At 65.9% G+C, this 21,167-nt stretch carries 18 protein-coding genes, 1 tRNA gene and 1 pseudogene; 8 read left to right on the top strand and 12 right to left on the bottom strand.

Annotation, left to right across the window (positions count from 1 at the left end; all coding sequences use genetic code 11):
• The first annotated feature begins 29 nt into the window (after positions 1 to 29).
• Positions 30 to 560 carry an SCO5717 family growth-regulating ATPase gene (locus LNW72_RS21765; protein ID WP_250976942.1) on the top strand — a complete coding sequence of 177 codons (531 nt, stop codon included), beginning with the start codon at positions 30 to 32 and terminating at the stop codon, positions 558 to 560.
• Between the two features lie 1,720 nt (positions 561 to 2,280).
• Complete coding sequence (locus LNW72_RS21760; RefSeq protein ID WP_250976941.1) at positions 2,281 to 3,318, top strand: hypothetical protein; 1,038 nt, start codon at positions 2,281 to 2,283, stop codon at positions 3,316 to 3,318.
• 852 nt (positions 3,319 to 4,170) lie between these two features.
• Here the strand turns inward: LNW72_RS21760 and LNW72_RS21755 are convergent.
• On the bottom strand, positions 4,171 to 4,416 hold the full coding sequence (locus tag LNW72_RS21755) for a hypothetical protein (RefSeq protein ID WP_250976940.1): 246 nt from the start codon (positions 4,414 to 4,416) through the stop codon (positions 4,171 to 4,173).
• An 850-nt stretch (positions 4,417 to 5,266) separates the two neighbouring features.
• Here LNW72_RS21755 and LNW72_RS21750 point away from each other — a divergent pair.
• A complete protein-coding gene (locus LNW72_RS21750) occupies positions 5,267 to 6,094 on the top strand; it encodes a helix-turn-helix transcriptional regulator (protein WP_250976939.1) in 828 nt (275 codons plus the stop codon).
• On the top strand, positions 6,091 to 6,300 hold the full coding sequence (locus tag LNW72_RS21745; RefSeq protein ID WP_250976938.1) for a DUF397 domain-containing protein: 210 nt from the start codon (positions 6,091 to 6,093) through the stop codon (positions 6,298 to 6,300). Before LNW72_RS21750 ends, LNW72_RS21745 begins: the two co-directional genes overlap by 4 nt.
• A 280-nt stretch (positions 6,301 to 6,580) precedes the next feature.
• Here the strand turns inward: LNW72_RS21745 and LNW72_RS21740 are convergent.
• A pseudogene (locus LNW72_RS21740) lies at positions 6,581 to 6,772 on the bottom strand (phosphoribosyltransferase); the annotation flags it as partial.
• A 1-nt stretch (position 6,773) separates the two neighbouring features.
• The gene (gene dcd / locus LNW72_RS21735; RefSeq protein ID WP_138351324.1) at positions 6,774 to 7,349 is read right to left on the bottom strand and encodes a dCTP deaminase; all 576 of its coding nucleotides are present in this window, start codon (positions 7,347 to 7,349) and stop codon (positions 6,774 to 6,776) included.
• A gap of 465 nt (positions 7,350 to 7,814) precedes the next feature.
• On the opposite strand from dcd, the gene LNW72_RS21730 reads away from it, so the two are divergent.
• Positions 7,815 to 7,888 (top strand) — tRNA-Gly (locus LNW72_RS21730).
• Positions 7,889 to 8,423: 535 nt separating this feature from the next.
• On the opposite strand, the gene LNW72_RS21725 is transcribed toward LNW72_RS21730, so the two are convergent.
• The 5 genes from LNW72_RS21725 to LNW72_RS41710 form a co-directional block, all read right to left on the bottom strand.
• Positions 8,424 to 9,569, bottom strand: coding sequence for a hypothetical protein (locus LNW72_RS21725; protein WP_250976937.1), 1,146 nt, complete (start codon positions 9,567 to 9,569; stop codon positions 8,424 to 8,426).
• Positions 9,570 to 9,999: 430 nt separating this feature from the next.
• Positions 10,000 to 10,572: a flavin reductase family protein gene (locus tag LNW72_RS21720; RefSeq protein ID WP_250976936.1), complete on the bottom strand. Its 573-nt coding sequence runs from the start codon at positions 10,570 to 10,572 to the stop codon at positions 10,000 to 10,002.
• A 5-nt stretch (positions 10,573 to 10,577) separates the two neighbouring features.
• Positions 10,578 to 11,828, bottom strand: a complete 1,251-nt coding sequence (locus LNW72_RS21715; RefSeq protein WP_308401999.1) for an MFS transporter — start codon at positions 11,826 to 11,828, stop codon at positions 10,578 to 10,580.
• Positions 11,825 to 13,066 (bottom strand): tetratricopeptide repeat protein, encoded by a 1,242-nt coding sequence (locus LNW72_RS21710; RefSeq protein ID WP_250976934.1) that lies wholly within the window; start codon positions 13,064 to 13,066, stop codon positions 11,825 to 11,827. Before LNW72_RS21710 ends, LNW72_RS21715 begins: the two co-directional genes overlap by 4 nt.
• Complete coding sequence (locus LNW72_RS41710) at positions 13,063 to 14,346, bottom strand: S9 family peptidase (protein ID WP_250976933.1); 1,284 nt, start codon at positions 14,344 to 14,346, stop codon at positions 13,063 to 13,065. The genes LNW72_RS21710 and LNW72_RS41710 overlap by 4 nt, the downstream gene beginning before the upstream one ends.
• A 33-nt stretch (positions 14,347 to 14,379) precedes the next feature.
• Here LNW72_RS41710 and LNW72_RS21700 point away from each other — a divergent pair, with 33 nt between their 5' ends.
• Entirely contained in the window at positions 14,380 to 14,586 is a 207-nt protein-coding gene (locus LNW72_RS21700) for a hypothetical protein (protein WP_250976932.1), read from the top strand.
• Positions 14,587 to 15,072: 486 nt separating this feature from the next.
• Here LNW72_RS21700 and LNW72_RS21695 read toward each other — a convergent pair whose 3' ends face one another.
• Entirely contained in the window at positions 15,073 to 16,098 is a 1,026-nt protein-coding gene (locus tag LNW72_RS21695; protein WP_250976931.1) for a ThiF family adenylyltransferase, read from the bottom strand.
• A gap of 611 nt (positions 16,099 to 16,709) precedes the next feature.
• Between LNW72_RS21695 and LNW72_RS21690 the strand changes: the two genes are divergently transcribed.
• Both LNW72_RS21690 and LNW72_RS21685 read left to right on the top strand, forming a co-directional pair.
• On the top strand, positions 16,710 to 17,489 hold the full coding sequence (locus LNW72_RS21690) for a LuxR C-terminal-related transcriptional regulator (RefSeq protein WP_250976930.1): 780 nt from the start codon (positions 16,710 to 16,712) through the stop codon (positions 17,487 to 17,489).
• A 229-nt stretch (positions 17,490 to 17,718) separates the two neighbouring features.
• Complete coding sequence (locus LNW72_RS21685) at positions 17,719 to 18,198, top strand: aldo/keto reductase (RefSeq protein ID WP_250976929.1); 480 nt, start codon at positions 17,719 to 17,721, stop codon at positions 18,196 to 18,198.
• A gap of 232 nt (positions 18,199 to 18,430) precedes the next feature.
• Here LNW72_RS21685 and LNW72_RS21680 read toward each other — a convergent pair whose 3' ends face one another.
• The 3 genes from LNW72_RS21680 to LNW72_RS41240 form a co-directional block, all read right to left on the bottom strand.
• The gene (locus LNW72_RS21680) at positions 18,431 to 19,735 is read right to left on the bottom strand and encodes a hypothetical protein (RefSeq protein WP_250976928.1); all 1,305 of its coding nucleotides are present in this window, start codon (positions 19,733 to 19,735) and stop codon (positions 18,431 to 18,433) included.
• A gap of 20 nt (positions 19,736 to 19,755) precedes the next feature.
• Positions 19,756 to 20,832, bottom strand: coding sequence for a ThiF family adenylyltransferase (locus LNW72_RS21675; RefSeq protein ID WP_250976927.1), 1,077 nt, complete (start codon positions 20,830 to 20,832; stop codon positions 19,756 to 19,758).
• A 75-nt stretch (positions 20,833 to 20,907) separates the two neighbouring features.
• Positions 20,908 to 21,039 carry a hypothetical protein gene (locus LNW72_RS41240; protein ID WP_285369674.1) on the bottom strand — a complete coding sequence of 44 codons (132 nt, stop codon included), beginning with the start codon at positions 21,037 to 21,039 and terminating at the stop codon, positions 20,908 to 20,910.
• Positions 21,040 to 21,167: the final 128 nt, after the last annotated feature.

Raw genomic sequence — 21,167 nt, 5'->3', positions numbered from 1 at the left:
GTCGCTCTAGATCGGACTATCCTCGGTGTATGACGCTGCCTGCCAACGGCCCGCGGCCGCCGTACCAACTGGCCGCAGACAAGATCCGTGAGGACATCCGGACCGGAACACTGCGCCCTGGCGACCGCCTTCCGTCAGCACGCGAGCTGAAGGACGAACTCGGCATCGCCAATGCCACCGTGCACGCGGCCCTACGGGTCCTGAAGGACGAGGGCTTGGTCTACTCCGTCCAAGGCCGAGGCACCTACATCGCAGAGTCGAACTACAAGCCCGACTACACCGGCGAGTTCACGTTCGACTACACCCCGCCCGCTTGGTACACGCAGAGCACCGGCGAACCCCAAGCGACCGGCGAAAGCGACGAGGAAGCCACGGAACCGGATCAGCCGGCCCCGGCCCCCGGAGGCGATCAGGCATCCGCGATGACGGAATTCCTGATCGGCCTCCGAGACCAGATGCGCGCCATGAGCGCTCAGGTCACCGGGCTCAAGCAGCAGGTGACCGAACTTGAGTCGAAGGTCCAGCACCTAGAGCACCAATCCGCACCTGAACACCCGTAAGGCGCTCGCGCACCTCGTCCAGGTCGGCCACCATCCGGGACCCGAGTTCGGCAATCTCCCGCATCAGCCGCAGATCCTGTTCCGTCATCACCATTCCCCCGCTTCGCTCCGAACCCGTTCCGTCACTGCCCTCACGCATCGCCAGCCCCCGTACCGCCGCCGGTCGCCCCGGCAGGATCACGGACTGTAGAGCGGAATTCCGGTCGCGCCAAACGACCTTGATCAACTTCGCGTGAGCGCGTTCCGGACCCCCGTACGCAGTGGGACGCAGGCGGACGCAGCCGTACGCAGGCGGACACAACAGCCGCTCCCACGCCGTTCGTTCGCGTGATGGACATCACATTCCCCTCCCCGTTGGATAGGCGCTTCGCGGCTCCTTCGACGACGACGGCAAGAGCCGCGCTTCGCTGTCCGCACGAGCAGCCTGCGTCGGCGACATCACTGAAAACGTCACTGAAAAGCGCTCCCCACATCACAGTTCGGCATCTCCGTTCAGTGATGTTGCGGGTGCCGCTCCGCAGCCGTGGATTACCCAGGAAACGCCGCACTCCGGCCACCCTTCGCGCCGCTTGCTCGGTCCAACGCACCCGCTAGCAAACCCGGACCAGTGACACGGCCGAACCCGCGCCCTGTTGGCAGCCTGGCACCAGAGCAAGGCCGCCGACGGCCCACGCCCGCGCCAAGGCCGATTCCTCCCGCCAGGCGGTCAAGGACTTCACATCCGAGCCCGCCACACGGGCCGGCCACGCTCCCGCCCAACACCCGTCGTCTCACGCCATCACCTCTCGTCGACCGACCCGCGCACTGAAACCGGCGCCTTGGTTCAGCACCGCTTCTTTGTTCCTCACCCTGAGGAAGTGGCGAAAAAGGCCCCGATGTGACAGCGCGGCTCACACGACCTGATATGACCTGCATCACAAGCACGTCACTTCCTTCCATCGACCGCCCCACGAACCGCCTTCCACGGGGTCGGCAATAGAGGTGCCGAGAGCGGCGCTTGCGTGACTCCCTCACCGCCCGAAGAGCTGTGACGCCCGTCACATACATGCGGATCCGCCTTCCTCCAGAGCCGCACTGCGCGGCCGAAGGGCCATCCACCCAGGGAAAGCGGACACCTCTCCCCTGTGGACAACTTTTCGCGCCGAAGGGACCGGTTCGCAGGCAGCACAGGCCAGGCACACCAGTGACGTGGGCAAACGGGCGCCAAGGGGAAACTCTGGACGTGTTCATGAACGGATCTTGCAAGGAAACGCCTGTGGATAAGTTTCAAGAACCCAAGTCTGAATCTAGTGCGAACAACTCGATATGCCATAAAACCCCCCAAAGAGCAACAGCTCCGGCGCGCAACTCGTCCCGAGCCCCTGCGCACTTCGAGCGAGTGATTCTCAACGTCACGGGCCGCCGAAAATCCGAACGCACATGCTCAACTCCACTTAATTGCAGCGGAGTTGAGCCGCAGTCTTACTCATCGCACTCACTGGACCGATCACCACGGAACCAAGTACAGAATCACGATTCGGCCATTCAATCCCGGTTGCACAAGTTCACGCCGCCAAATGTCAAGGCGTATATCTCATAAGGCGAAAGGTAGTTCGAGTGCAGATGGACCGAAATTTTTAATCCGCCAGCTCGGAGACATCCCTCCAGCTCACGCGGGGTCTCGCTCTAAAGTATCTAAAAAAAGCCGCCGGAATTTGATCTATCATTTTCTATCACTTTAGTGCATCTTTCAATCATCAACGTTGTTGAACACAACTACGGTGCATACTTCCATCAAGGCGAGACCGGATGCGAAATCCGGGCCTCACCAGAGTGCCATTTCGCCAGAACCAAAAACTGGACGAATTCATGGCAGGAGTTGTCATTTTCGCGTCTAGACCCTGGGGGAAAATTGCGCTTCATCCGTAGCGGTGCCATGTTGGTGTCGACCGCGATAGTGACCACGGCAGTCATGCTGGCGGCACCAAGCATGGCTACCGCCGACGCAGGTGACGCCGTCTCCTCCTCGGAGGTGGCTACCGCTCTAAACAGCACCGATGCCAGAAATGGCAGTCTCGTTGCCGAACCAGTCAAGTCGACCACGGACGCTGACTCGGCCGCCGTCGTCAAGCAGGGCGGCGTGACCATGGAGGTTCCCAAGAACCCCGAAGACGGCGTTTTCCTCAAGTCCGAGGGGGCGCCTCCGGTCACTATCGACCTGCCGAACGCCAACGAAGCCAAGGATGCTACGCGGCTGAGCGACGGCACGGTGATTTACCCGGGAACCAATGGCAGCGCTAGCGCTGTCATCCCGACCACCACGGGAATCCAGATGCTCACCACCATCGCCAGCTCAGACGCTCCTACGCGTTTCGCCTACAAGGTGGCGGTGCCGGCGGGCGGCAGGGTGGAACTGGCTGAGGACGGTAGCGCTACGATCCTCGATGGCGAAGGCGCCATTGTCGTAGCGGCTGCGACCCCCTGGGCGAAGGATGCCAACGGGGTTGCTGTTCCGACTCGTTTCGAGACGGACGGCACGACGCTCACTCAGGTGGTGGACCACGCCAGCGGGCGTTTTGCCTACCCGGTGGTCGCTGATCCCAACTGGTTCAGCCAGACCATCAACATGATCATGGGGTGTTTCGGTCTCAAGGACCTGGCGCGCATGGGTCTCGCGAAGGTGATGGTAGTACTCGGTAAGCGAATGATCGTACGTCTCATCCCGTATGTGGGCTGGGTTTCGTGCGGCATCGGCGCCTACGCGGGCTGGAACGGATAGCTTCATCGCTAGCGCCCCGTTGCACGCTCATCTGTGTGCAGCGGGGCGCTGCGGCGCTGCGCGATCGCAGTGATCAGCCAACTGGACGCACCAGCCGCCTCCGACAGAACCAGCCACAGCCGGTCAGCAGCAGAGCTGTTAAGAGTTTCTTTACTGGATCAAGGCGGCCCGCTGACGCGGGCCGCGCGCGCTGGCGGCCCGTGGCCGCCACCGCTCCTGTCTCCGCCCCGCTCCGGCGGCCCCGGGCCGCTCAGCGCGCAAGGCCAGAAGAAGCGGACACCAGGAGCAGGAAGCAACTCCGACAGCCCCACAGCAGCCCAACCAGGCCACACCCACGACTCGCAGCAGACACAGCCGGACACCCATACGACCAGCACAGCCCACGACAACGCTACCCATGAAGCCGCGGGAAGCCTGCCCAGCACAACCACCACCAGGACCAACCCCACCCAGCACCGGAGACCACGGCCACGGCCGACACCACAACGCGCCGTCACGCACAGGCGCATGGAGTGGCTGAGCACGGTGGGAGTGCGGCGAGCCTCCCGCGCCAAGTCGGCCGGCAGACCCGCCATCGTGGCTGGCTTTCCGTGGCTCAAGCCCAACCGGCCAGGGACCAGCCCCGGCAGCGCAAAGCCCCGACCATGCACCACGGGGAGTGCGCATGGCCGGGGCCGTCTTGGCGAAGGTGCGTCAGAGCAGTTGTCGGCTACCGAGCATGAGCGGAACGACCGGCAGCCCCACGGAACCAGGGACGTACTGCGAGCCAACGTTCACGGAGTTCCCGCATCCGTAGCAGCGCATCCACTCCCCCTCCTTCACCATGGTCGCTGAACAGTTGTTGCAGATCATCTACTGCCCCCTTGGGGAGACCTTCTTGATTCGGGGATGGTGACCCCACTCCCGATACTTCGCATCAAGCCACTGCTGTGCAGCCTGCTTGTTCGCGAACACGAGGGGTTCCTCAGACTTCCCCTCGGTGACCATGGTGTACGGCCCTTCGCGGTCACAGACATGCCAGCGGTCATTGGGTCCGTCGAGCCACGGGATGTAGCGGCTGTCCTCGTCCCAGAGGGGGTCGTACGGCAGACGTGCCATGACTCGAACTCTCTTCCTGTGACAGTCGGGTTACCGACAGTGTTCTACTCCTGTCGGTCCGCCGGAAGCCAAACCAGCGAAATCACCTCCCCACGACAGGCGGTGAGCGTCCGCCGATGTGTTCGAACTGCTCACGCGGAGCCAGGTTCCGAGGAAGCACCTTCACCGCGGGCCTCCTCCCCCTCCTGCCCCGGCCCACCTGCAACCGGTGGTTGGCGAGGCTTCTCCTTTGGCCGGCACTCTCGCTGTCGGGAGAAGTCTCCGAACGTGGGTTGCGGTGATCCGAACACGACCGTTCTCCTCTACAGATGCCGGGGACTAGCGAGCACAAGACCGATGACCAGACCGCAGGATCCCGCGACGAGAACGATGAAGAGCGGGCCGGTCCAGGCCGCTAAGCGCCTCACTCCGCACCGCCCGCAGGACTGTCGGGCTGACGGACCACCGGGACCGCCCTACGACGGAGCTGATCGAACCGGTAGGCCAAGAGCACATCAAGCAGGCGGTCAGCCCCTGCTTTGGAGACAGTCCCAAGACAGACATACGCGTCTCCTCGGAGGTTGCTCCGACCCCTGATACCCCGCACGTCATCGTGGCTCAGACCTAAGGAGTCCAGAACCTCCCGCAAGGTGGATGCCGACGAATCCGCCCCACGCTGAGCGGAGACAACGTCCCCCTCCGCGATCCGCCGCCGATCATCTTCGGCAGCCTGCAATCTCGCGTCCATCGAACTACCTCGCCTCGCTGCCCACGTTGCTGTGTGTACTCCCACCCTTGCTCTCCGGTGCGTACGCTCAACAGGGTGGAACCCTGGACAGTTCGAACTGTCCAAAGAGCGAGGGGAGTTCCAATGAGTGTCGAGAACGAGCAAACCGACCCGGCCGACCCTGCCGCGTCCCCCTTGAAGCTGTTCGGCAGCGAGGTACAGCTAGAGCGTGAGCGGCTGGACATGAAGCGTGCGGCGTTAGGCAAAGAGGCGAACTGCGGTTACTCCCTGGTGGCCAAGATCGAGAACGGCGAACGCGTCCCCTCGCTGGAGTTCGCACAGGCGTGCGACCGGGTGTTCCCGAACTCAAACGGTCGCTTCGTTCGACTGTGGCCGCTCGTGATGAGGTTCGGCTTCCCGCCCTGGTTCCGCCGCTACGTGGAACTTGAGGAGAAGGCCACATCTGTTCGCATGTTCCATCCCCAACTACTTCCAGGGCTTGTGCAGACCGAGGACTACGCACGAGCGGTACTGCGAACCGGTCGGCCGACCAACCTTGACGACCTGGTGACCTCGCGCATCGAGCGCCAACGCATCCTCGAACGTGACGTACCAACGCGACTGTGGTTGGTCCTCAACGAAGCGGTACTACGGAACGTCGTTGCCGACGGCGGCGTCATGCGTGCCCAACTCGCTCACCTGCGTGTCCTTGCCGACGATCCGACGCACCGAGTGCAGATCATCCGGGACACGGGCAAGCACCACGGTTGGGCAAGCCCGTTCGGCGTGCTGTCGTTCAAAGAAGGCGGTGACGTCGTGCACGTAGATGGCTTCCCCAAGGGCTATCTACTGGCAGAAACTGACGACGTGACGGCGGCAAACGATGCCTATGATCTGCTCAAGGCCATGGCCGCACCGCCGGACGAGTCGCCAGACATCATCGACTCCATTTCGAAGGACTGCTACTCATGAACCACACCATCCCCAGCGAGAGCTGGCGGAGCTCCACCTACAGCCAGAACAACGGCGGCGAGTGCATTGAGGTTGCCGACGGCATCCCGGGTGTCGTTCCCGTCCGTGACTCCAAAGACCCCCACGGTCCGGCGCTCAGCTTCTCCCCCGATGCGTGGCGCTCGTTCGTCGCGGGCGTCCAGGGCGGCGAGTTTCCGGCCGTCTGACTCACGCCGCGCCGCGAACCTTTGGGCCCCGTCTCTCGTCCGCCCCGAGAGACGGGGCTTAACTGTTCCCCTAGCCACATGGTGGGGGTCATCGCGCGTGGGCAAGGTTTCCCCGTCAGCCTGCTCCGGCCGGGCAGCAGGAGTCAGCACGGCCTCAGCACAGGGTCGGTGATCAGCCGCAAACGACGGCAACGAACAGGATGATCCAGATCGAGTAAGACGTACGCTGAGCAGGGCATTTGCCATGCTCAGCGGCCCGCTGCTATGCAGCCAGCGACATATACTCGACGTTCACCAGGTGGATGTTCTTGCAGTCCAGCGCGTAGGCCAGACCGCCCGCCACGAAGACCCCGCCGCGCGCGATCGACAGCACGACGTCGGGCTCGTACCCGTCGTCCGCGATCGTCTGCGCCAGCTCGCGCACGGCACGCCCGAAGCCCTCGTACGTCAGGTTCTCCCGCACGGCCGCCATGTCAGACCTGCGTCCGGTGGAAGTTCATGAACGACCGCGAGGCCGTCGGCCCGCGCTGTCCCTGGTAGCGCGATCCGTACCGCTCCGAGCCGTACGGGTGCTCGGCCGGCGAGGTCAGCCGGAAGAGGCACAGCTGACCGATCTTCATCCCCGGCCACAGCTTGATGGGCAGCGTCGCCAGATTCGACAGCTCCAGCGTCACGTGCCCGGAGAACCCGGGGTCGATGAAGCCGGCCGTCGAGTGCGTGACCAGCCCCAGCCGGCCCAGCGAGCTCTTCCCCTCCAGGCGCGACGCGAGGTCGTCGGGGAGCGAGATGACCTCATAGGTCGACGCGAGCACGAACTCACCCGGATGAAGGATGAACGGCTCGTCGCCCTCCGGCTCGACCAGCCGGGTCAGATCGCTCTGCTCCACCGCCGGGTCGATATGCGGGTACCGGTGGTTCTCGAACACGCGGAAGAGCCGGTCCAGCCGCACATCGATACTCGACGGCTGCACCATCGACTCGTCGAAGGGGTCGACCCGCACCCGTCCGCTGTCGATCTCGGCCCTGATGTCCTTGTCTGAGAGAAGCACGTCCCGAAGGTTACGCGGACGACGCGGCCCCGGCCCAATCCTGACCGGAGCCGCGCGGCATCACTTGCGCTACTTTCCGTTCTCCACCGGCACCGCATGCCGCAACCGCGCACAGCGCGGACACCTCAACAACCGCCCGGGGCCCAGCCGGCCGACACCCAGATTCTGCATCGGGAACGACGCGGTGCTGAACACGTGCCCCTCGGCACAACGAACGACGGTGCGATCCATCGCTTCCCTTCCCCAACTTCCGTGGACGACAAAAGCCACATTAGGGGATGAGGCAGGCCATCTTCCACACGCCGCTCCGACCCCCAAACTACGCCCCAACCCCCGCCCCCCGCAGCCACATCCCCAGCCCCCACGCCGCCCCCCGACAACACGAAGGCCCCAGGCGAAAACGCGCCCAGGGCCGACCATGCGGTACAGTATGCGACGGTGCCACGCCCCAAACCGGCGTGCCGCGCGAGTGTAGTTTAATGGTAGAACATGAGCTTCCCAAGCTCAGAGCGCGGGTTCGATTCCCGTCACTCGCTCCACACAAAGCCCCAGGCCAGCGGCCCGGGGCTTCTTTGTTGTCTAGACCACTAAGGGCTTGCCGTGCCCTCCGTGTGCCCTAACTCTGAAGATCGGCTTCTCCCGGATGATCTTGTTGATGTCCGAGCTTGGCGCCATGGAGTTCTCCCGTATCTCAGGCCGACTGCTTCCTGCTTCGAGGCAGTCACAGAGCTAACGCATAGCACTGACAGTGCAGTTCCGTCCTGCAACCCTTCGTGTGACGCGATGTCCGGAGGCTTCGCCCGTGTGGGAGGAGCACGGGAAGCTGACCGAAGGGGCGCGCGATGGCGGGCGATCACTCACTGATGTCAGCGAACCAGCTGACCGCCTGAAACACAGTGCAGGGCAGGCACGTCGGAGCAGGGACCGTTCTGATTTCCATCTAGCGCGGTGACCGCCTCTTCGTCGTCAGGCGGGTACGAAGCAGCATTCACCGTCGAGGCATGAGCGCGACGGCAAAGGGACTCTCCGGCCCCCGACCTCGCGTCTACGGGCGCCTACCGAGCGGCGCTCGGCTCACGACGCCGCCTCCTTCGGCTCGTCCTGCGCGTACGGGTGCACGTAGCGGCCCTCGTTGAATGGCGTGAACCACGAGCCGATCGACATGGGCCCGATGCCGAGGGCCTCCCCGACGGGGCTCTCATCGATCCCGTCCGTCGCGTCGTCGTACAGCCACTCGTGGTCCATGTCCTTATGGAGGTTCGCGGCGAACGATTCGAGCGCGTCCGATACCCCGGAATCAAGGAGACCGACCCCGTCCAGGCAGACCTCGGCCTCGCGCAGCAGCAGCCGGAGGGCGAGCTCCTCCGCAAGACAACTGAGCTGCTCGAAGCTGCCGCTGGTGAACCGGGTGGTCATGGCAATCGCGGTCACCAGGAAGCGGCGCGCGAAATGGGCGTCGTACTGAAGGGCATAGCGCTCGGGCAACTCTTCCAACAGCCAGAACGGCCGGTCGCACTCGGCGACGTTGGTGCGCTCCCGGCTCAGCGTCTCCACGTCCTCGAAGAGTTCGTCCACCAACAGGTGCATCCCGTACACCAGGGCGCCGGCCGCAAGCTTGGCATCCTCCGGCAGGGCACCGAAGTCCCGCTCACCCCCCTCTTCACCCTCTTCCTCCTCGTCATCGAGCACGCCGAACATCACAGGTGAAAAGGAGCGCAGCTCAACCGCCATGGCCAGCATTCGGTCCCGTGTCGCCGCAGCATCTGCCGCCGCGTCATAGTCGTTGCCCCCACTTCCAGCGGCAGCCTGTGTGGCATGGCGGGCCTTGCGGGAAGCCGGATCATCGGGAGGAGCGTTCGGGCCGTCGGCGGCGTCGAGGCTCTCCTTGGCCAGATCGGGGTGGAGCTGGACCTCGCACTTGTCGACCGTCCACTCCGCCAACAGCTCGGAGCGCTCCAGCAGTTCTTCCACCACCGAACGCACTGCCTCCTCGGCGAACTCCAGCGCCGGAGCGTCCACGAAGATCTTGAGCAGCGCCCCGCCCGGATGAACGGCCACGATCGTCTCGTGAAGGTCGACCTCCATCCCGTCCGGGCCTTCGATGCCCTCCACCGAGTCGAGCCCGTCCTCAAGGATCGCTACCGCGCCTGCCCGTTGCAGGGGGTCCATCTCCGGAGCACCCTCCGGGATGTGGGTTTCCACGCTCACGACGTACGTCACGACGACCAGCGTGGCAGCGCCGGACCATGCCGCGAAGGAAAAGGCCCATTTCCCGAGCGCCCTTGCCCTCGTAGCCTGGCTGTCCCGCCGCACAGCGTGCACCGGCCACGGAGCTGATCCGACAAGCCATCGCGCCTCCATGGGCCGCCTCGGCCACCGCATGCCCTAGCCATAGCCTCCAGACCGGAAACCCCGGCCAACAACGGAGCAGCCCAGACCGCCCCGGGAGCCATTGGATCTCCCGTTTTCGCAGGTCAGATAACACACCAGTCCCGCAGACCTCGTCGATTCCCAAGCCCGCAGCATGGGTTCGAGTTCCTTCACTTGCTCCACGAACCCCTGGCCAGCGGCCTGGGGCTTCTTTGTTGTTCAGACCACTTACGCACCGCCGTGCCCTGACGCCCTTCGGCCACCGGGGGCGCCGGTTGCGTCAGCGGAGTTGTCGAAAGGCGGCGTTGGCGAAGACGAGGGGTGGCGCCGTCTGCAGGTCTCCGCAGGACAGAACGGCGCCGATCACCAGGCAGTGGTCCGCGACAGCCTCGATCCTCTGCGCTCCGCACTCGAAGTAGCCGATCGAGTCGGTGAGCAGGAGGCAGCCGGTCCGGGATCCCGCTTCCGTGGGTATCTCCGCGAACGCGTCGGCGCCACCTCGGCGTCCGGGCTGGGCGAAGTTCTGGGCGAGCGGTTCCTGATCGCGTGACAACACGTTGAGAGCGAAGACCCGTGTGTCGGAGATGTGTTCCAGGGCTCGCGAACTCGACCCCAGAGACACGAGGAGCAGCGGCGGGTCGAGGGAAATCGTGGTGAGGGAGTTGACCGTGGTGCCGTGCGGCGCTCCGGTGGCGTCCTTCGTGGTGAGTACGGCGACACCGGTGGGCCACAGCCGGGAGGAGGCGCGGAATCGGGCGGCGGTGGGCAGCTCCGTGCCGGCTTCTGCGAGGCCGGGCCCGCGCGCAACCGACCCTGATCGTGCGGGGGCCGAGGCCCGGTCGGACGTGACCATCGTTCTCACTTGACGGGCTGCCACTGGCGCACGCTCCTGCTGATGAGCGGGGGCACACCGACCAGGAACAGCGCCAGGCCCATGAGTACCAGCGCGCTGCTCGGGCTGCGCCAGGCGGTGATGCCGCCGGCGAGGAGCGGCCCGAGTGCTACGGAGGCGGTGACGGTGGTCTGCAGGAGGGCGAAGACCCGGCCGCGCAGTTCGTTGGGGATCTGCGTCTGGATGTAGGCGCTGACGCTGACCGACGCACCGCCCGAAGGGATGCCGAGGACGACGAACAGGACGACGGCGAGGGGCAGGCTGGGCGTGAGGGCGATGGCGACGACGGTCAGTGCCTGGGCCGCGCAGTTCACCGCCATCAGGGTCCCGCGGTACGCCCGCATGCGCGGTATGCGCAGCAGGAGAAGACCGGAGAAGCGCCCGACGGCCCACGCCGAGATCAGCAGGCCGTAGCCCTTGGGGTCGATGACGCCGTGCTGCAGGAGCAGCGCGGGGAGGAGAAGGGTCACCGCGGCCCCGACCAGGTCGATCATGGGCAGGGTGGGGGCGATCTTGCGGAAGACCGGGTCGGCGAGAGCGACCCTCACGCCCTCTTTCGCCTCGCGCAGGATGCCGGTGCGAGTGGCGGGGCCCGCCGGTGATGGGGTGGTGAGCAGACGCCGGGCCGCCAAGAGGCCGAGCAAGGAGACGCAGAACGTGGTGGCGTCGATCAACAGGGCGGTGCCGAGCCCATGGACGATGACGAAGCCGGCGACGAGCGGCCCGAGGATCGTTGCGATCATCCGTGAGGCGAGCAGCCAGGAGTCGAACCGGAGCAGAGTCGTGTCGTCCTGCGCGACCTGCCCGAGCAGCGAGTGCATGCTCGGCTGGAAGAGCAGGCCGGTGACCTGGACGATGACCACGGTGGCGAGCAGCAGCGGCAGGGACATCGGCTGGGTGATCAGGAAGATCCCCAGGGTTGCCGTGACGATGGCCCGGACGGCGTCGGTGTTCAGCAGCAGCCGGTGGCGCGGGTAGCGGTCGACGATGACGCCGGCCAGCGGGAGCAGCAGGGCCGTCGGCAGGAAGAGCGCCAGCCCGACGCTGATGGCGCCCTGGACATCGCCGAACAGCGAGGTCGCCGACCAGGCGACGGAGGCGAGGAAGATCGCATCGCCGAGGTTCGAGAAGGTCTGAGCCACCCACAGGCGGATGAAGTCCGTGCGTCGGTGTGTAGCGGGTGCCGGCCCGGGTGCAATGCGGGCGGGGATGCTCACGCCGTCACCGCTTCCAGATGCTCGTTGACGACGGGGGCGGTGGGGTCCACGGCGAGGGAGCGCCGGTAGTGCTCGGCCGCTTCGGCGGGTGACCCGAGTTGCTGGTGGACCCAGCCGAGGTAGAAGAGCGCCGCGGCGACGGGCAGGCCGCCCTGCGGAAGCGTCTGCTCCCATGCGACGGCTGCGTCTTCGAGGTGCCCCGCTGCCACGAGTGCTTGCGCGCGGACAGCCCAGGCCCGGTGGTCGTAGGGGCTGAGGTGGGTCAGACGTTCGCTCGATGCCAGCGCTTGCTCGGTCTTTCCCTGGGCGAGAAGGGTCTTGGACAGCGTCTCGAACATGGGGAAGGCATGGTCTTCCCAGGCAAGGCGCTGCAAGCCGGCATCCGGCGACGGGCAAGCGTCCTCCAGGGCGAGCGCGGCCCGGTCCAGGAGTTCCATGGTCTGATCGCCGTCCTTGCGCAGGAACGGCACGTAGGCGATGGCCCGGTACAGGGTGTGCTCCGCCAGGTGACGGTCCATGCCGCTGCCGGTGATCTGCGCCATCGCCTGCTGCCCGAACCAGGCCGCCGTGTGCAGGGCCAGAGTCTGCGTTCCGCGCTTTCCGTTGCGCACCACCACGAAGTTGGCGAGTGCCAGACGGGCCCGGGGCGGCAGGCTCTCGTCGGCGGCGGCCTGCAGCGCCCGTTCCTCCAGGATGTCCTGCGCTCCGGGATGCAGCCGGAACAGGACGGCGAGCTCTGCCCGCACGGTCTCGGGGTGGAACACGTGGGTGTGGATATCGGCGTCCAGCAGGCCGAGGACCTCACCGGCGCGTCGGGGGTAGCCGAGCCGCAGCAGAAGGTCACTGGCGGCGCGCCCTTCGGCGCGGGTCAGTTCGCCGGGGCTTGCGCACACCGCGCCCACGCAGTGCCAGAGGTCGCCGGCCAGGTCGGCGGGCATCTGGTCGAAGTCGCCGGTCATGGCATCGAGCCGGGCCCAACTGGCTGCTTGAAGGATGCGCAGGGCCGGGGGTGGGGCGGTGTTGAAGACGGGCAGCTGGTCGGCGGTGCCGTCCACAAGGTGGCGGGCGATGGCATGGGTGATCGTCGCCAGACTGCTGGAGCCGGGCACGGGATCACCGAGCCCGACGTGAATGGGGCAGACGGCCGGGGTCCCGGCGGTCATGAGCGCGCGCAAACGTTGGGCGAATGCGGGAGCGCCCGGGGTGGGGACGTGTTTGGGGAGGGTGGGGATGGTCATCGCAAGGTGCCTTCGCAGTGCTGGAGCCATGTCTTCATTGCGTGGAGTGCCTGGACCACGGATGAAGCCCGCCGGGGTATGTGCCCCTCGCCGGGCAGGCGGGTCAGGACGATCTCAGGAGCCGCGGCGCACGCTGCCTCGACCAGATCGACGGGAGCGATGAGGTCATCGGTCCCGTGCACGACTGCGGTCGGCAGCTCGGCGCGCAGCCGCACCTCGGGCAGGTGCACCTGTCCCCCGGGAAAGGCGTGCGCGAGGAACGAGCGCAGATCCCCCGGGGCAGGCACCCCGTCATCGATCAGCCGCTGCAGGTCCTGGCTGCGCCACAGAGCGCTCTGGAGGAAAACGCCGTTCACGATGCCGGGGAGCCGGGCGGAGGTTCGGGCGGCGAGGAGCCCTCCGTAGCTGAACCCGTACATCAGCAGGGGCCGTTGGGAGGCCAGTGCGGTGACGGCGTCGGTGATGCTCTCGACGTCCTTGCTGCCGAAGTCGCCTGGTACGAAGCGGGTGTGGGCGCGGCGCAAGGAGGCCGTGTACGGGGCTTCCACCTGATGGACGCGATAACCGTGCGCCGTCAGGAGCTGCATCTGGGGATCCCAGCGCGGGATCCACACACCGAACGGACCTCCGTGCAGCATGACGATGTCGCCGACCGGATCGGCCGCAGGGACGGTCAGGACGCGCAGGCTTCCCCAGCGAGTGGTGACCGCGTGGTGCCGGGGCGGATCCTGGCTGCCCGCCTGGTCGATGAGTTCGGCGAGGCGGACCACTGACGGCGGGTGGTCCGGGCGCGTGCAGTGGACCAGCGGCCCGCTGGCATCTTCGAGGAGGGCCAGGACGGAGGCGTCGATGGTGTGGGAGTCCATGGTGCCGCCGGCGCAGGGCACCTCCAGGACCTTGGCATAGGGCCAGGAATCGTCCACTGCCAGCAACGTGCAGCCGGAGATGAGGACAGCAGTCCGGCCGACACCCGTCACGATGCGGAGCCGGGAGCCGGTCGCGGTGTCGAAGATATGGGCTTCGCGGCCTTCGACCGTACGGACGGCGACCGACAGATGACAGCCGTCCGGACAGAGCGTGAGTTCAGTCGGCACGGCCGAATCCGACGCCTTCAGCAGTGAGCGAAGGGCTTCAAGTCGGCTTTCCAGAACTACTTCTGACCGGCTACCAGATCCTTTGATTCCAGCGATCACCCGGCCGTCATCGCTCGCCGCAAAGGACGATACGGAAAAGGGGAAGCTCTGCCGCTTCCTACTTTCTCCGGGCGTGATGCGCGTCACGCCGGCAGGGCCTGCATGGTAAACAAATCTTCCTTGGACAACGACCTGGCCAGGTTCATCCAGAGTCGCAAGGACTTCGGATTCGTGCCTTTGTACAGCGCGCAGGGTACGGAAGGTCCCGTCGAGAGTGGACAGCACGGCGCGGCCGTCGGCCAGCAGGCCGTGCAGCTCTACGTCATCGTGCGGGCCGGCGGGCATCCGCAGACCCGATCCCTCTGGGCCGATGAGTCCTTCCAGTAGAACGTCGTCGCCCTGGGCGACAAGGACAGTCGCCGTGGCCTGCGACGATCCGACCGCGCGCTTAACGATTCGGGCACGTTGCGCCCCCTCGACCACCGCGGGAGTGGCGGTGAGGCTTCGGCTCCGGGCCACGTGGATCTCCTCCTGGAAGAGCGGATGAGGGGTGCCCTGCGCCTCGACGGCGCACGGCACCCCTCACATCACATCGAGCGGTGATTTTCAGGGGCGGTGCCCCTTCGCATTACGCGTACTCAACGTTGTTGAGGGCCTCGAACTCCTCGGCCATGATCTCGACGATCTCCATGCTGAAACACCTCCTCCCGCCATATCGGTGCAGAAATTCTCAAGGGCAGCACCCCATCGAATTACGCGTACTCCATGTTGTTGAGGGCCTCGAACTCCTCGGCCACGACCTCGACGATCTCCATGCTGAAACACCTCCTGCCCTTATGAATTCTCTCCGGAAGGCCGACGCCCTCCGGAAGTTCATCTCTCGGCACACACGCGACAGCGCGGGTGGCGAGGAAGCTCAATGCGCTTGCCATCGAAGAAGCTCTTTCCTTCGGCGAGGTAGGCGTTCCTGGTGGCCGGCTCCGCCATTCCCGACAGGAAGCGGTACGCCTCCAGGACAATGACGCCCGCCTCGGCGGCCGGATAGGCGACGAGAGACCCTGCGGAACGGCCCGGGAAAACGTTGTCCTGCTCCATGAGGACGTCGCGCGGGCTGCCGGGCTCCGCCTGGGATGCCTGGAGGCAGCCGCTGCAGCTGGACACACCGGGAAGGAAGAACGGTCCGACCCGGCCGCCACCGGCCTCCAGAACCGGAACGCCGCCCAACAGGGCGCCCGCAGCGACCCACCGCCGGATCGTGCGGTGGGGCTGATCCGCCACGTTGATGATCAGGTCACAGCCCTCGGCGAGACGGGCAACGTCATCGGGCGCCGTGACGTACTCAAGGCAGCACTCCACCCGCAGCCTGGGCGCGAAAGCCGTCAGGCGCTCGCGTGCCACTTCGGCCTTGGACCGCCCCACCGTCTCCTCGTCGTAGAGGATCGAGCGGTTGAGGTTGGACAGGGACACCACGTCGGGGTCGACCAGCCGGAGCGAACCCACCCCGGCTGCGGCCAGGCCGTAGGCGATCCAGCTGCCGAGGCCACCGGTGCCGATCAGCAGGACCCGGGCGTCGCGGACGCGGGCCTGCATCTCGAATCGATTCCCGCGGCCATTCTCTTCCGCCGAAAGAAACTCGACCGTACGGGAGTTCCGCTCCAGATCGGCATCCGTGAAATCGTGCGGAACATCCAACCGTTCCAGTGCCCTGATTCCATCCAGGGCTCCAAGGGCGGATTCTAGGTCCTCGGCAGAGATTCCAGAGGATCCATCAAGAACCTCACGTCTACTGGCGCCTTCTGCCAGCTGCGCGACAACCCGGCGATTCGCCGGACTGTCCGGCAAGGAGATCCCCCGATCCCGCATGATGAGCTTTATACGGTCACCATCGATGAACTTCATGACCCTCTGCCGAAGGCGTACGCGTTCCATCACAGTCCTCCTCACCGGGGATTTTCATCCGGCTCTGCCAGGACTGGCCCTACGTCCCGTCCCACGGCCGGCCTTGCCTGGGATCATGCTGAGCGAATGTCCCAGACATGGTCCTGAACTGGTCCGAAGCTCACATCTCGCGCTTCGACCGCACCGACGGAACCGGCGCACAACCCAGTGAAAATTCCCCAGGCCGCTGCCACCGCGGTCAATACAAGGACGCTCTTGCGGAAGGTAATGAACACCCTTCCCCCATTCATATCTTGCCGATCCGGCGCGTTTCCCCCGGCCGGTGATTGAAGTTTGACCCGGAGCAACAGCCTCGATCAACGGTTAGAGTTCGGCACTAGTTACAGCGCCAGAAGGTGAGCCCCGAACCAATGTGCTCCAAATCGGACAAAGACGGTCGAATCGACCTCGGGCTGTGCGATATCGGAGTGCAGTTCTACGCCGATTGCGTGCGCCAGGGTTCGGCCAGCGAGGAAGGAATGCCGTCATGCCTGACCCGTATGGAACTACTGCAGCGGATTCCGGGCTACGACGGCCTTGTCGCCCCTATCCGTCCCTCCACGGCCCTGGCCATGTTGGTGCGCCCCCTCGAAGAGGAGATCCAGCAGCGCCAACGGCGCGCTGCTGACCTTCAGGTCGCACTCGGACCGATCCAGGCGATGTACGAGGCGCACGCCCATCGCTCCCGCGCCAGCGTCACCCTTCTCGTGGGCCTGCCCGCCATCGACGCAGCCGTCGAAGAAGCGGCCACCGCGTGCAAGGAGGAATCGATCACCGTCCAGCCCGGCGGCGGCCGGACGCCGGCGACCCTGACCTCCGCGCTGGAACGCGCCAGGGCACTCGCCGATCGGGGGGTGCGAACCCGCACGCTGTATCAGCACACCGTGCGCCACAGCGCACCCACCATGGCCTACATCGAGAGAATGGCTGAAGTGGGAGGGATCGAGTTCCGCACCCTCGACGAGCTCTTCGAGCGCCTCATCATTTTCGACCGGACGACCGCGTTCGTCCCCGCACGCAGCGACCGCCAGGCCGCCCTGGAGATCCGTGAGCCCGCCCTGGTGAGCTATCTGGCCGGAGTCTTCGGACACGCCTGGGACCGGGCAACCCCGCTGAACGAACCCGCGGGCACGGATCCGACACCGGGCGACCCCATCCCCGAGGTGCAGCGGAGCATTGCCCGGCTCCTCGTCGAGGGCTTCATGGACGAGAGCATCGCCCGCCGCCTCGGCATGAGCGTGCGCACCTGCCGCGCCCACATCGCCAAACTCGCCACCCACCTCGGCAGCACCAACCGCACCCAGCTCGGCTACCTGATCGCCACCTCACCCGAGTTCTCCGACGGCTCGTGACCTCGCCCCGCGTCCGGGAGCCGGTCCGTCGGAACCGTCAGAGGTCTTTGCACCCGAAGAACCCGTTCCGGTCGCACGTATCGCCAAACGTGAGCGAGGGTCAGATGCGCCACCCGCGCTCCCGGGACTACCCGCTCGCCGCGATGTTGACCGGCCGGCCCTACGCCGGGGTGGGCTCGCCGGCGAGGCGGGCGACGGTCGCGTCAAAGGCCCGGCGATCCGCGTGGATATGGCGGGCCCGGGACCACACCCAGCCGAAGAACTGGCGCTGGACCGGAGTGGTCAGCTCCACCAGCAGTTCCAAGCGCTGCGCCCTTACCCGCCGCACGTGCTGATCGCCACGAAGTTCGGCGTGATACGCCCCGGCCCCGACCATTGGGTGCCCCTGGGCCGGCCGGAGTACCTGCGCGCCGCCGTCGAGGCCGGCCTGCGCCGCCTCGCGGTCGGGCGCCCGGAACTGTGCTCCCTCCACCGCATAGACCCCGCGGTACCCCTCGCCGAGCAAGTCGGTGCGCTTCGCCTGCTCCAAGAGGAGGGGAAGATCGGCCACATCGGCGTGTCCAAGGTCGACGTGGAGCAGATCCGTACGGGTCGGCCGAGATCCAGGTCGCGGCCGTGCAGAACGCGTTCAACCGCGACGAGCCGGATGATCCTGCGGTCGACTACGGCCGGGCGCACGAAGTCCCGTTCATCGCCTACCGGCCTTTGAACGCCGGCGCGCTGTCCGCAGCAGCGACCGGGCCGGGCGAGGCCCTGCGATGGCTGCTGGAGCAAGGCGGTTGGCTGCTTTCTCCGGGACCATCCGTCCCAGTATCAGGCTGTCCAGGTCAAGGAGGGAACTTCAGACGTCGCCCGTCGTCCGGAATGAACGCCGTAGGAGCGGCTCAAAGATATGCGCAGATTGCTCATGCTGGCGACTGCGAGAATCGAGGAAACGTGGGTCAGCTGCCTTCGGAGACCCGGGGCTGCCACGAGCCCTCGGGGCCTTCCGGGTTGTGAGTCGGATGCCCAGTGGGAAGTGGGATACCGTCATGTTTGCCTCGCCGCCGGGGCCGCCCGGACGGCCTCCAGCTGTTCCGGACAGCGGTGCCGTGCCTGCGCCACCATGCGTTGGCCCACAGCGCCTGGACCCCTATCAGCATCAATGTCGTTGCCAGCGCGTCCGCGACTGAGAGCCAGTTCGGCGCGGTGAGGAATTCGTCGGCCGAGTGCGCCAGCAGCACCAGCGTCACGTTCGTCCAGCCCAGAAAGACCAGTAGCACGCACGCGGCGGAACCGATGGCCATGAGCACTGCGTAGGTGCGCACGCTGCGCCGCTCGACGCGGTCCAGTCCGGAGAGTGGCGAGGACGTCGCCCGGCCGAGGCACCTGGTCAGGACGTGCTGGCAGTACTGCAGGGCATCGCGGTACAGGTTGCGGCAGCCGAGCAGGTCCTGCAGCAGGAAGTAGAGGTCAGTCCGCATGAAGACCATGAACTCAGCTGCGACTGCGCCGAGTTCCGTGACAGCCACGACCGAAAGAAGTCGGCTGGAGCCGGTTGCCGCCTCCAGGAGGATGCAACCGCCGAACACAGTGAGATCCAGCATCATGCCGGAGAGATACACCGCGATCCGGGTCGGCCTTTCGCGTAGCCAGACCCCTGAGACATCCGTCTGAACCACGAGGAACTGAAGACGCGTGCCCATCCTGATGACGCCGGGAACGTCCGCTGCCCTGGCGGTGAACAGGTGGGCGAGTTCATGAAAGAGGATCAGCAGCCAGGTCAGGGCCGCGTCCCCCAGCAGGGCCGGACTTCCGTGATCACTCCAGAGCAGATCGCCCCAGTGGGGGCGCAGCTCGGGTCTGGCTGCCATCATGATCAGACCGGTCAGGGCAACCGTGACGAGCACCCCGTGGAGAACGGGGCTGAGCATCCACCGGACATGCCCGGGTCGAACGCGCGGAAGCGTCGGGCGCGCGGCCGGCGGGGAGTCGATGCCGTGCCCGTCCATGGAGCGGATGAATCCGAGCGCGGCCATGGACCTGACGAACTGTTCGACGTCAATGCTCTTCCCCGATTCGTTCAGCATTCGCTGCTGCACTTCGGGAGGCGACATGCCGTCCTTGAGCAGCCGGATGGCCGCCATACCCTCCTGGGGGACCGTCACATACGGTCCGGTGTCGCTCCGTCCGACGATCCAGTGGCGGCCGTCAGCCCGGAATCCCAGAGGATGGAATACGACACAGTGTGCTTCGGTGTCCGCCATGTGTCCTGTCTTCGAAGACCCTATGCGTTGCAGTTTCCGCACTCCGGCAGAGCCGGATGCCGTACGTGGACGTGATCGTCCGGGGAGATGAGATTGAGTCCGCGCACGTACCCCGGCGGGTTTCGTGAGATCCCCGTGAGCAGTGCGATGGTCTCGTAGGCGACCAAGTGGCCGGAGATCGCGGCGGACGGGGCGATCACTCCCGGACCACCCAGATGGGGTGGGGTCGATCCTGGCGGGATCAGGGCCTCCTCGCCCGCGGCAAGGCACTGGAAACAGGGACCGTCCGGGCCGAAGACGCCAACGGTCACCAGCGGGCCGTTGTATCCACCTCCGACCCATGGGATGCGGGCCTCGGCACAGGCGGCCGAGGCCCAGCCACGGATCGTTTCCGAGTCGGGTTCGTCCGCGCAGAGGGCGAGCACGTCATACCCTGCAAGCAGGTGCGCCAGCTGCTCCTGGGTCTCCACCCTGCCGAGGTCGAAGGTGACCTCGGCAGCGGAGTTCACACCACGGAGCTTTTCCGCCGCGACCTCGGCTTTCGCGCGGTCGAGGTCGGCCTCCGTGTATAGCGCCTGCCTGGTCAGATTGCTGAGTTCCACCGTGTCGCCGTCCACACAGTGGATGTGGCCGACGCCAGCAGCGGCGAGCGACCAGGCCGCGTGGCTTCCCGTGCCGCCGAGTCCGAGGATGAGGACCCGCGATCTACTCAGGGCGATGTGGGCGTCCCAGGGCCCCTGTTCCTGATTCAGGCCGACACGTCGGAAGAATGCCTGGTTTCGGCTGTACTTCGCCATTTCGTGAGCGCTGAGTTCCTCCGGAATGCGGGCAGCGGCGTCCTCGCAGTAGCCAGTGGCAATGAGCTGCGCGACCAGTCCGGCAGCGGTCTCCGGCGTCAGGGCGGGGTACTGAAGACGGAGCAGTTCGGCGATCTCCGGTTCGGTGTGCCGACCGTCCATCAGGGTGAGTGAGGCCCAGATCCACCCGTGTGGATCACGGATAGCGGCGGCCAACCCGTAGAGCTCGCCTCCGATGCGGACCGTGCCGTCCTCATGCCGGTAGGGAAGATGCTCTTCTTTCACCATTGGGTTTTTCATGGCGCTGGCTCCTCGTAGGTGGGGCCGGCGGGGCGGGTTGAATCCTGCCCCGCCGGCGCCTTCAGTGGTGGGACATCAGCCCGAGGAAGCCTTCACACGGATCGTCTCGATCCTGTCGAGCAGCCGGATCTCGATCAGATCGGCAGCGGCATCCCCTGCCGGCACCTCGATGATCTCGGTGCACGAGTTCTCGTCAGACATGTTCATCCTCTCGATTGTGGTTCGGTCGGCAGGTCTAGTTGCTGCAGGAATAGCCACAGTTAGGCGTGAAGCAGCACGTCTTGTAGCAGAACTGGTTGCCGTAGCGGCAGGGAATCCTCTCGCAGTCGGGAGCA

It is taken from the genome of Streptomyces sp. RKAG293 (genome assembly GCF_023701745.1).
GTDB lineage: Bacteria > Actinomycetota > Actinomycetes > Streptomycetales > Streptomycetaceae > Actinacidiphila.
Note: the sequence above shows the minus strand (reverse complement) of the source record. Positions and strands in the feature narration are given on the sequence as shown.

Coding starts and splice junctions, on each gene's coding strand:
- LNW72_RS21680 (WP_250976928.1), bottom strand. CDS start 19,735: ATGGCGGACACCGAAGCACACTGTGTCGTATTCCATCCTCTGGGATTC.
- LNW72_RS21720 (WP_250976936.1), bottom strand. CDS start 10,572: ATGGTCACGTCCGACCGGGCCTCGGCCCCCGCACGATCAGGGTCGGTT.
- LNW72_RS21755 (WP_250976940.1), bottom strand. CDS start 4,416: ATGGCACGTCTGCCGTACGACCCCCTCTGGGACGAGGACAGCCGCTAC.
- LNW72_RS21690 (WP_250976930.1), top strand. CDS start 16,710: ATGTTGGTGCGCCCCCTCGAAGAGGAGATCCAGCAGCGCCAACGGCGC.
- LNW72_RS41240 (WP_285369674.1), bottom strand. CDS start 21,039: ATGAACATGTCTGACGAGAACTCGTGCACCGAGATCATCGAGGTGCCG.
- LNW72_RS21695 (WP_250976931.1), bottom strand. CDS start 16,098: ATGAAGTTCATCGATGGTGACCGTATAAAGCTCATCATGCGGGATCGG.
- LNW72_RS21745 (WP_250976938.1), top strand. CDS start 6,091: ATGAACCACACCATCCCCAGCGAGAGCTGGCGGAGCTCCACCTACAGC.
- LNW72_RS21685 (WP_250976929.1), top strand. CDS start 17,719: ATGGCGGGCCCGGGACCACACCCAGCCGAAGAACTGGCGCTGGACCGG.
- LNW72_RS21675 (WP_250976927.1), bottom strand. CDS start 20,832: ATGAAAAACCCAATGGTGAAAGAAGAGCATCTTCCCTACCGGCATGAG.
- LNW72_RS21710 (WP_250976934.1), bottom strand. CDS start 13,066: ATGACCATCCCCACCCTCCCCAAACACGTCCCCACCCCGGGCGCTCCC.
- LNW72_RS21750 (WP_250976939.1), top strand. CDS start 5,267: ATGAGTGTCGAGAACGAGCAAACCGACCCGGCCGACCCTGCCGCGTCC.
- LNW72_RS21765 (WP_250976942.1), top strand. CDS start 30: ATGACGCTGCCTGCCAACGGCCCGCGGCCGCCGTACCAACTGGCCGCA.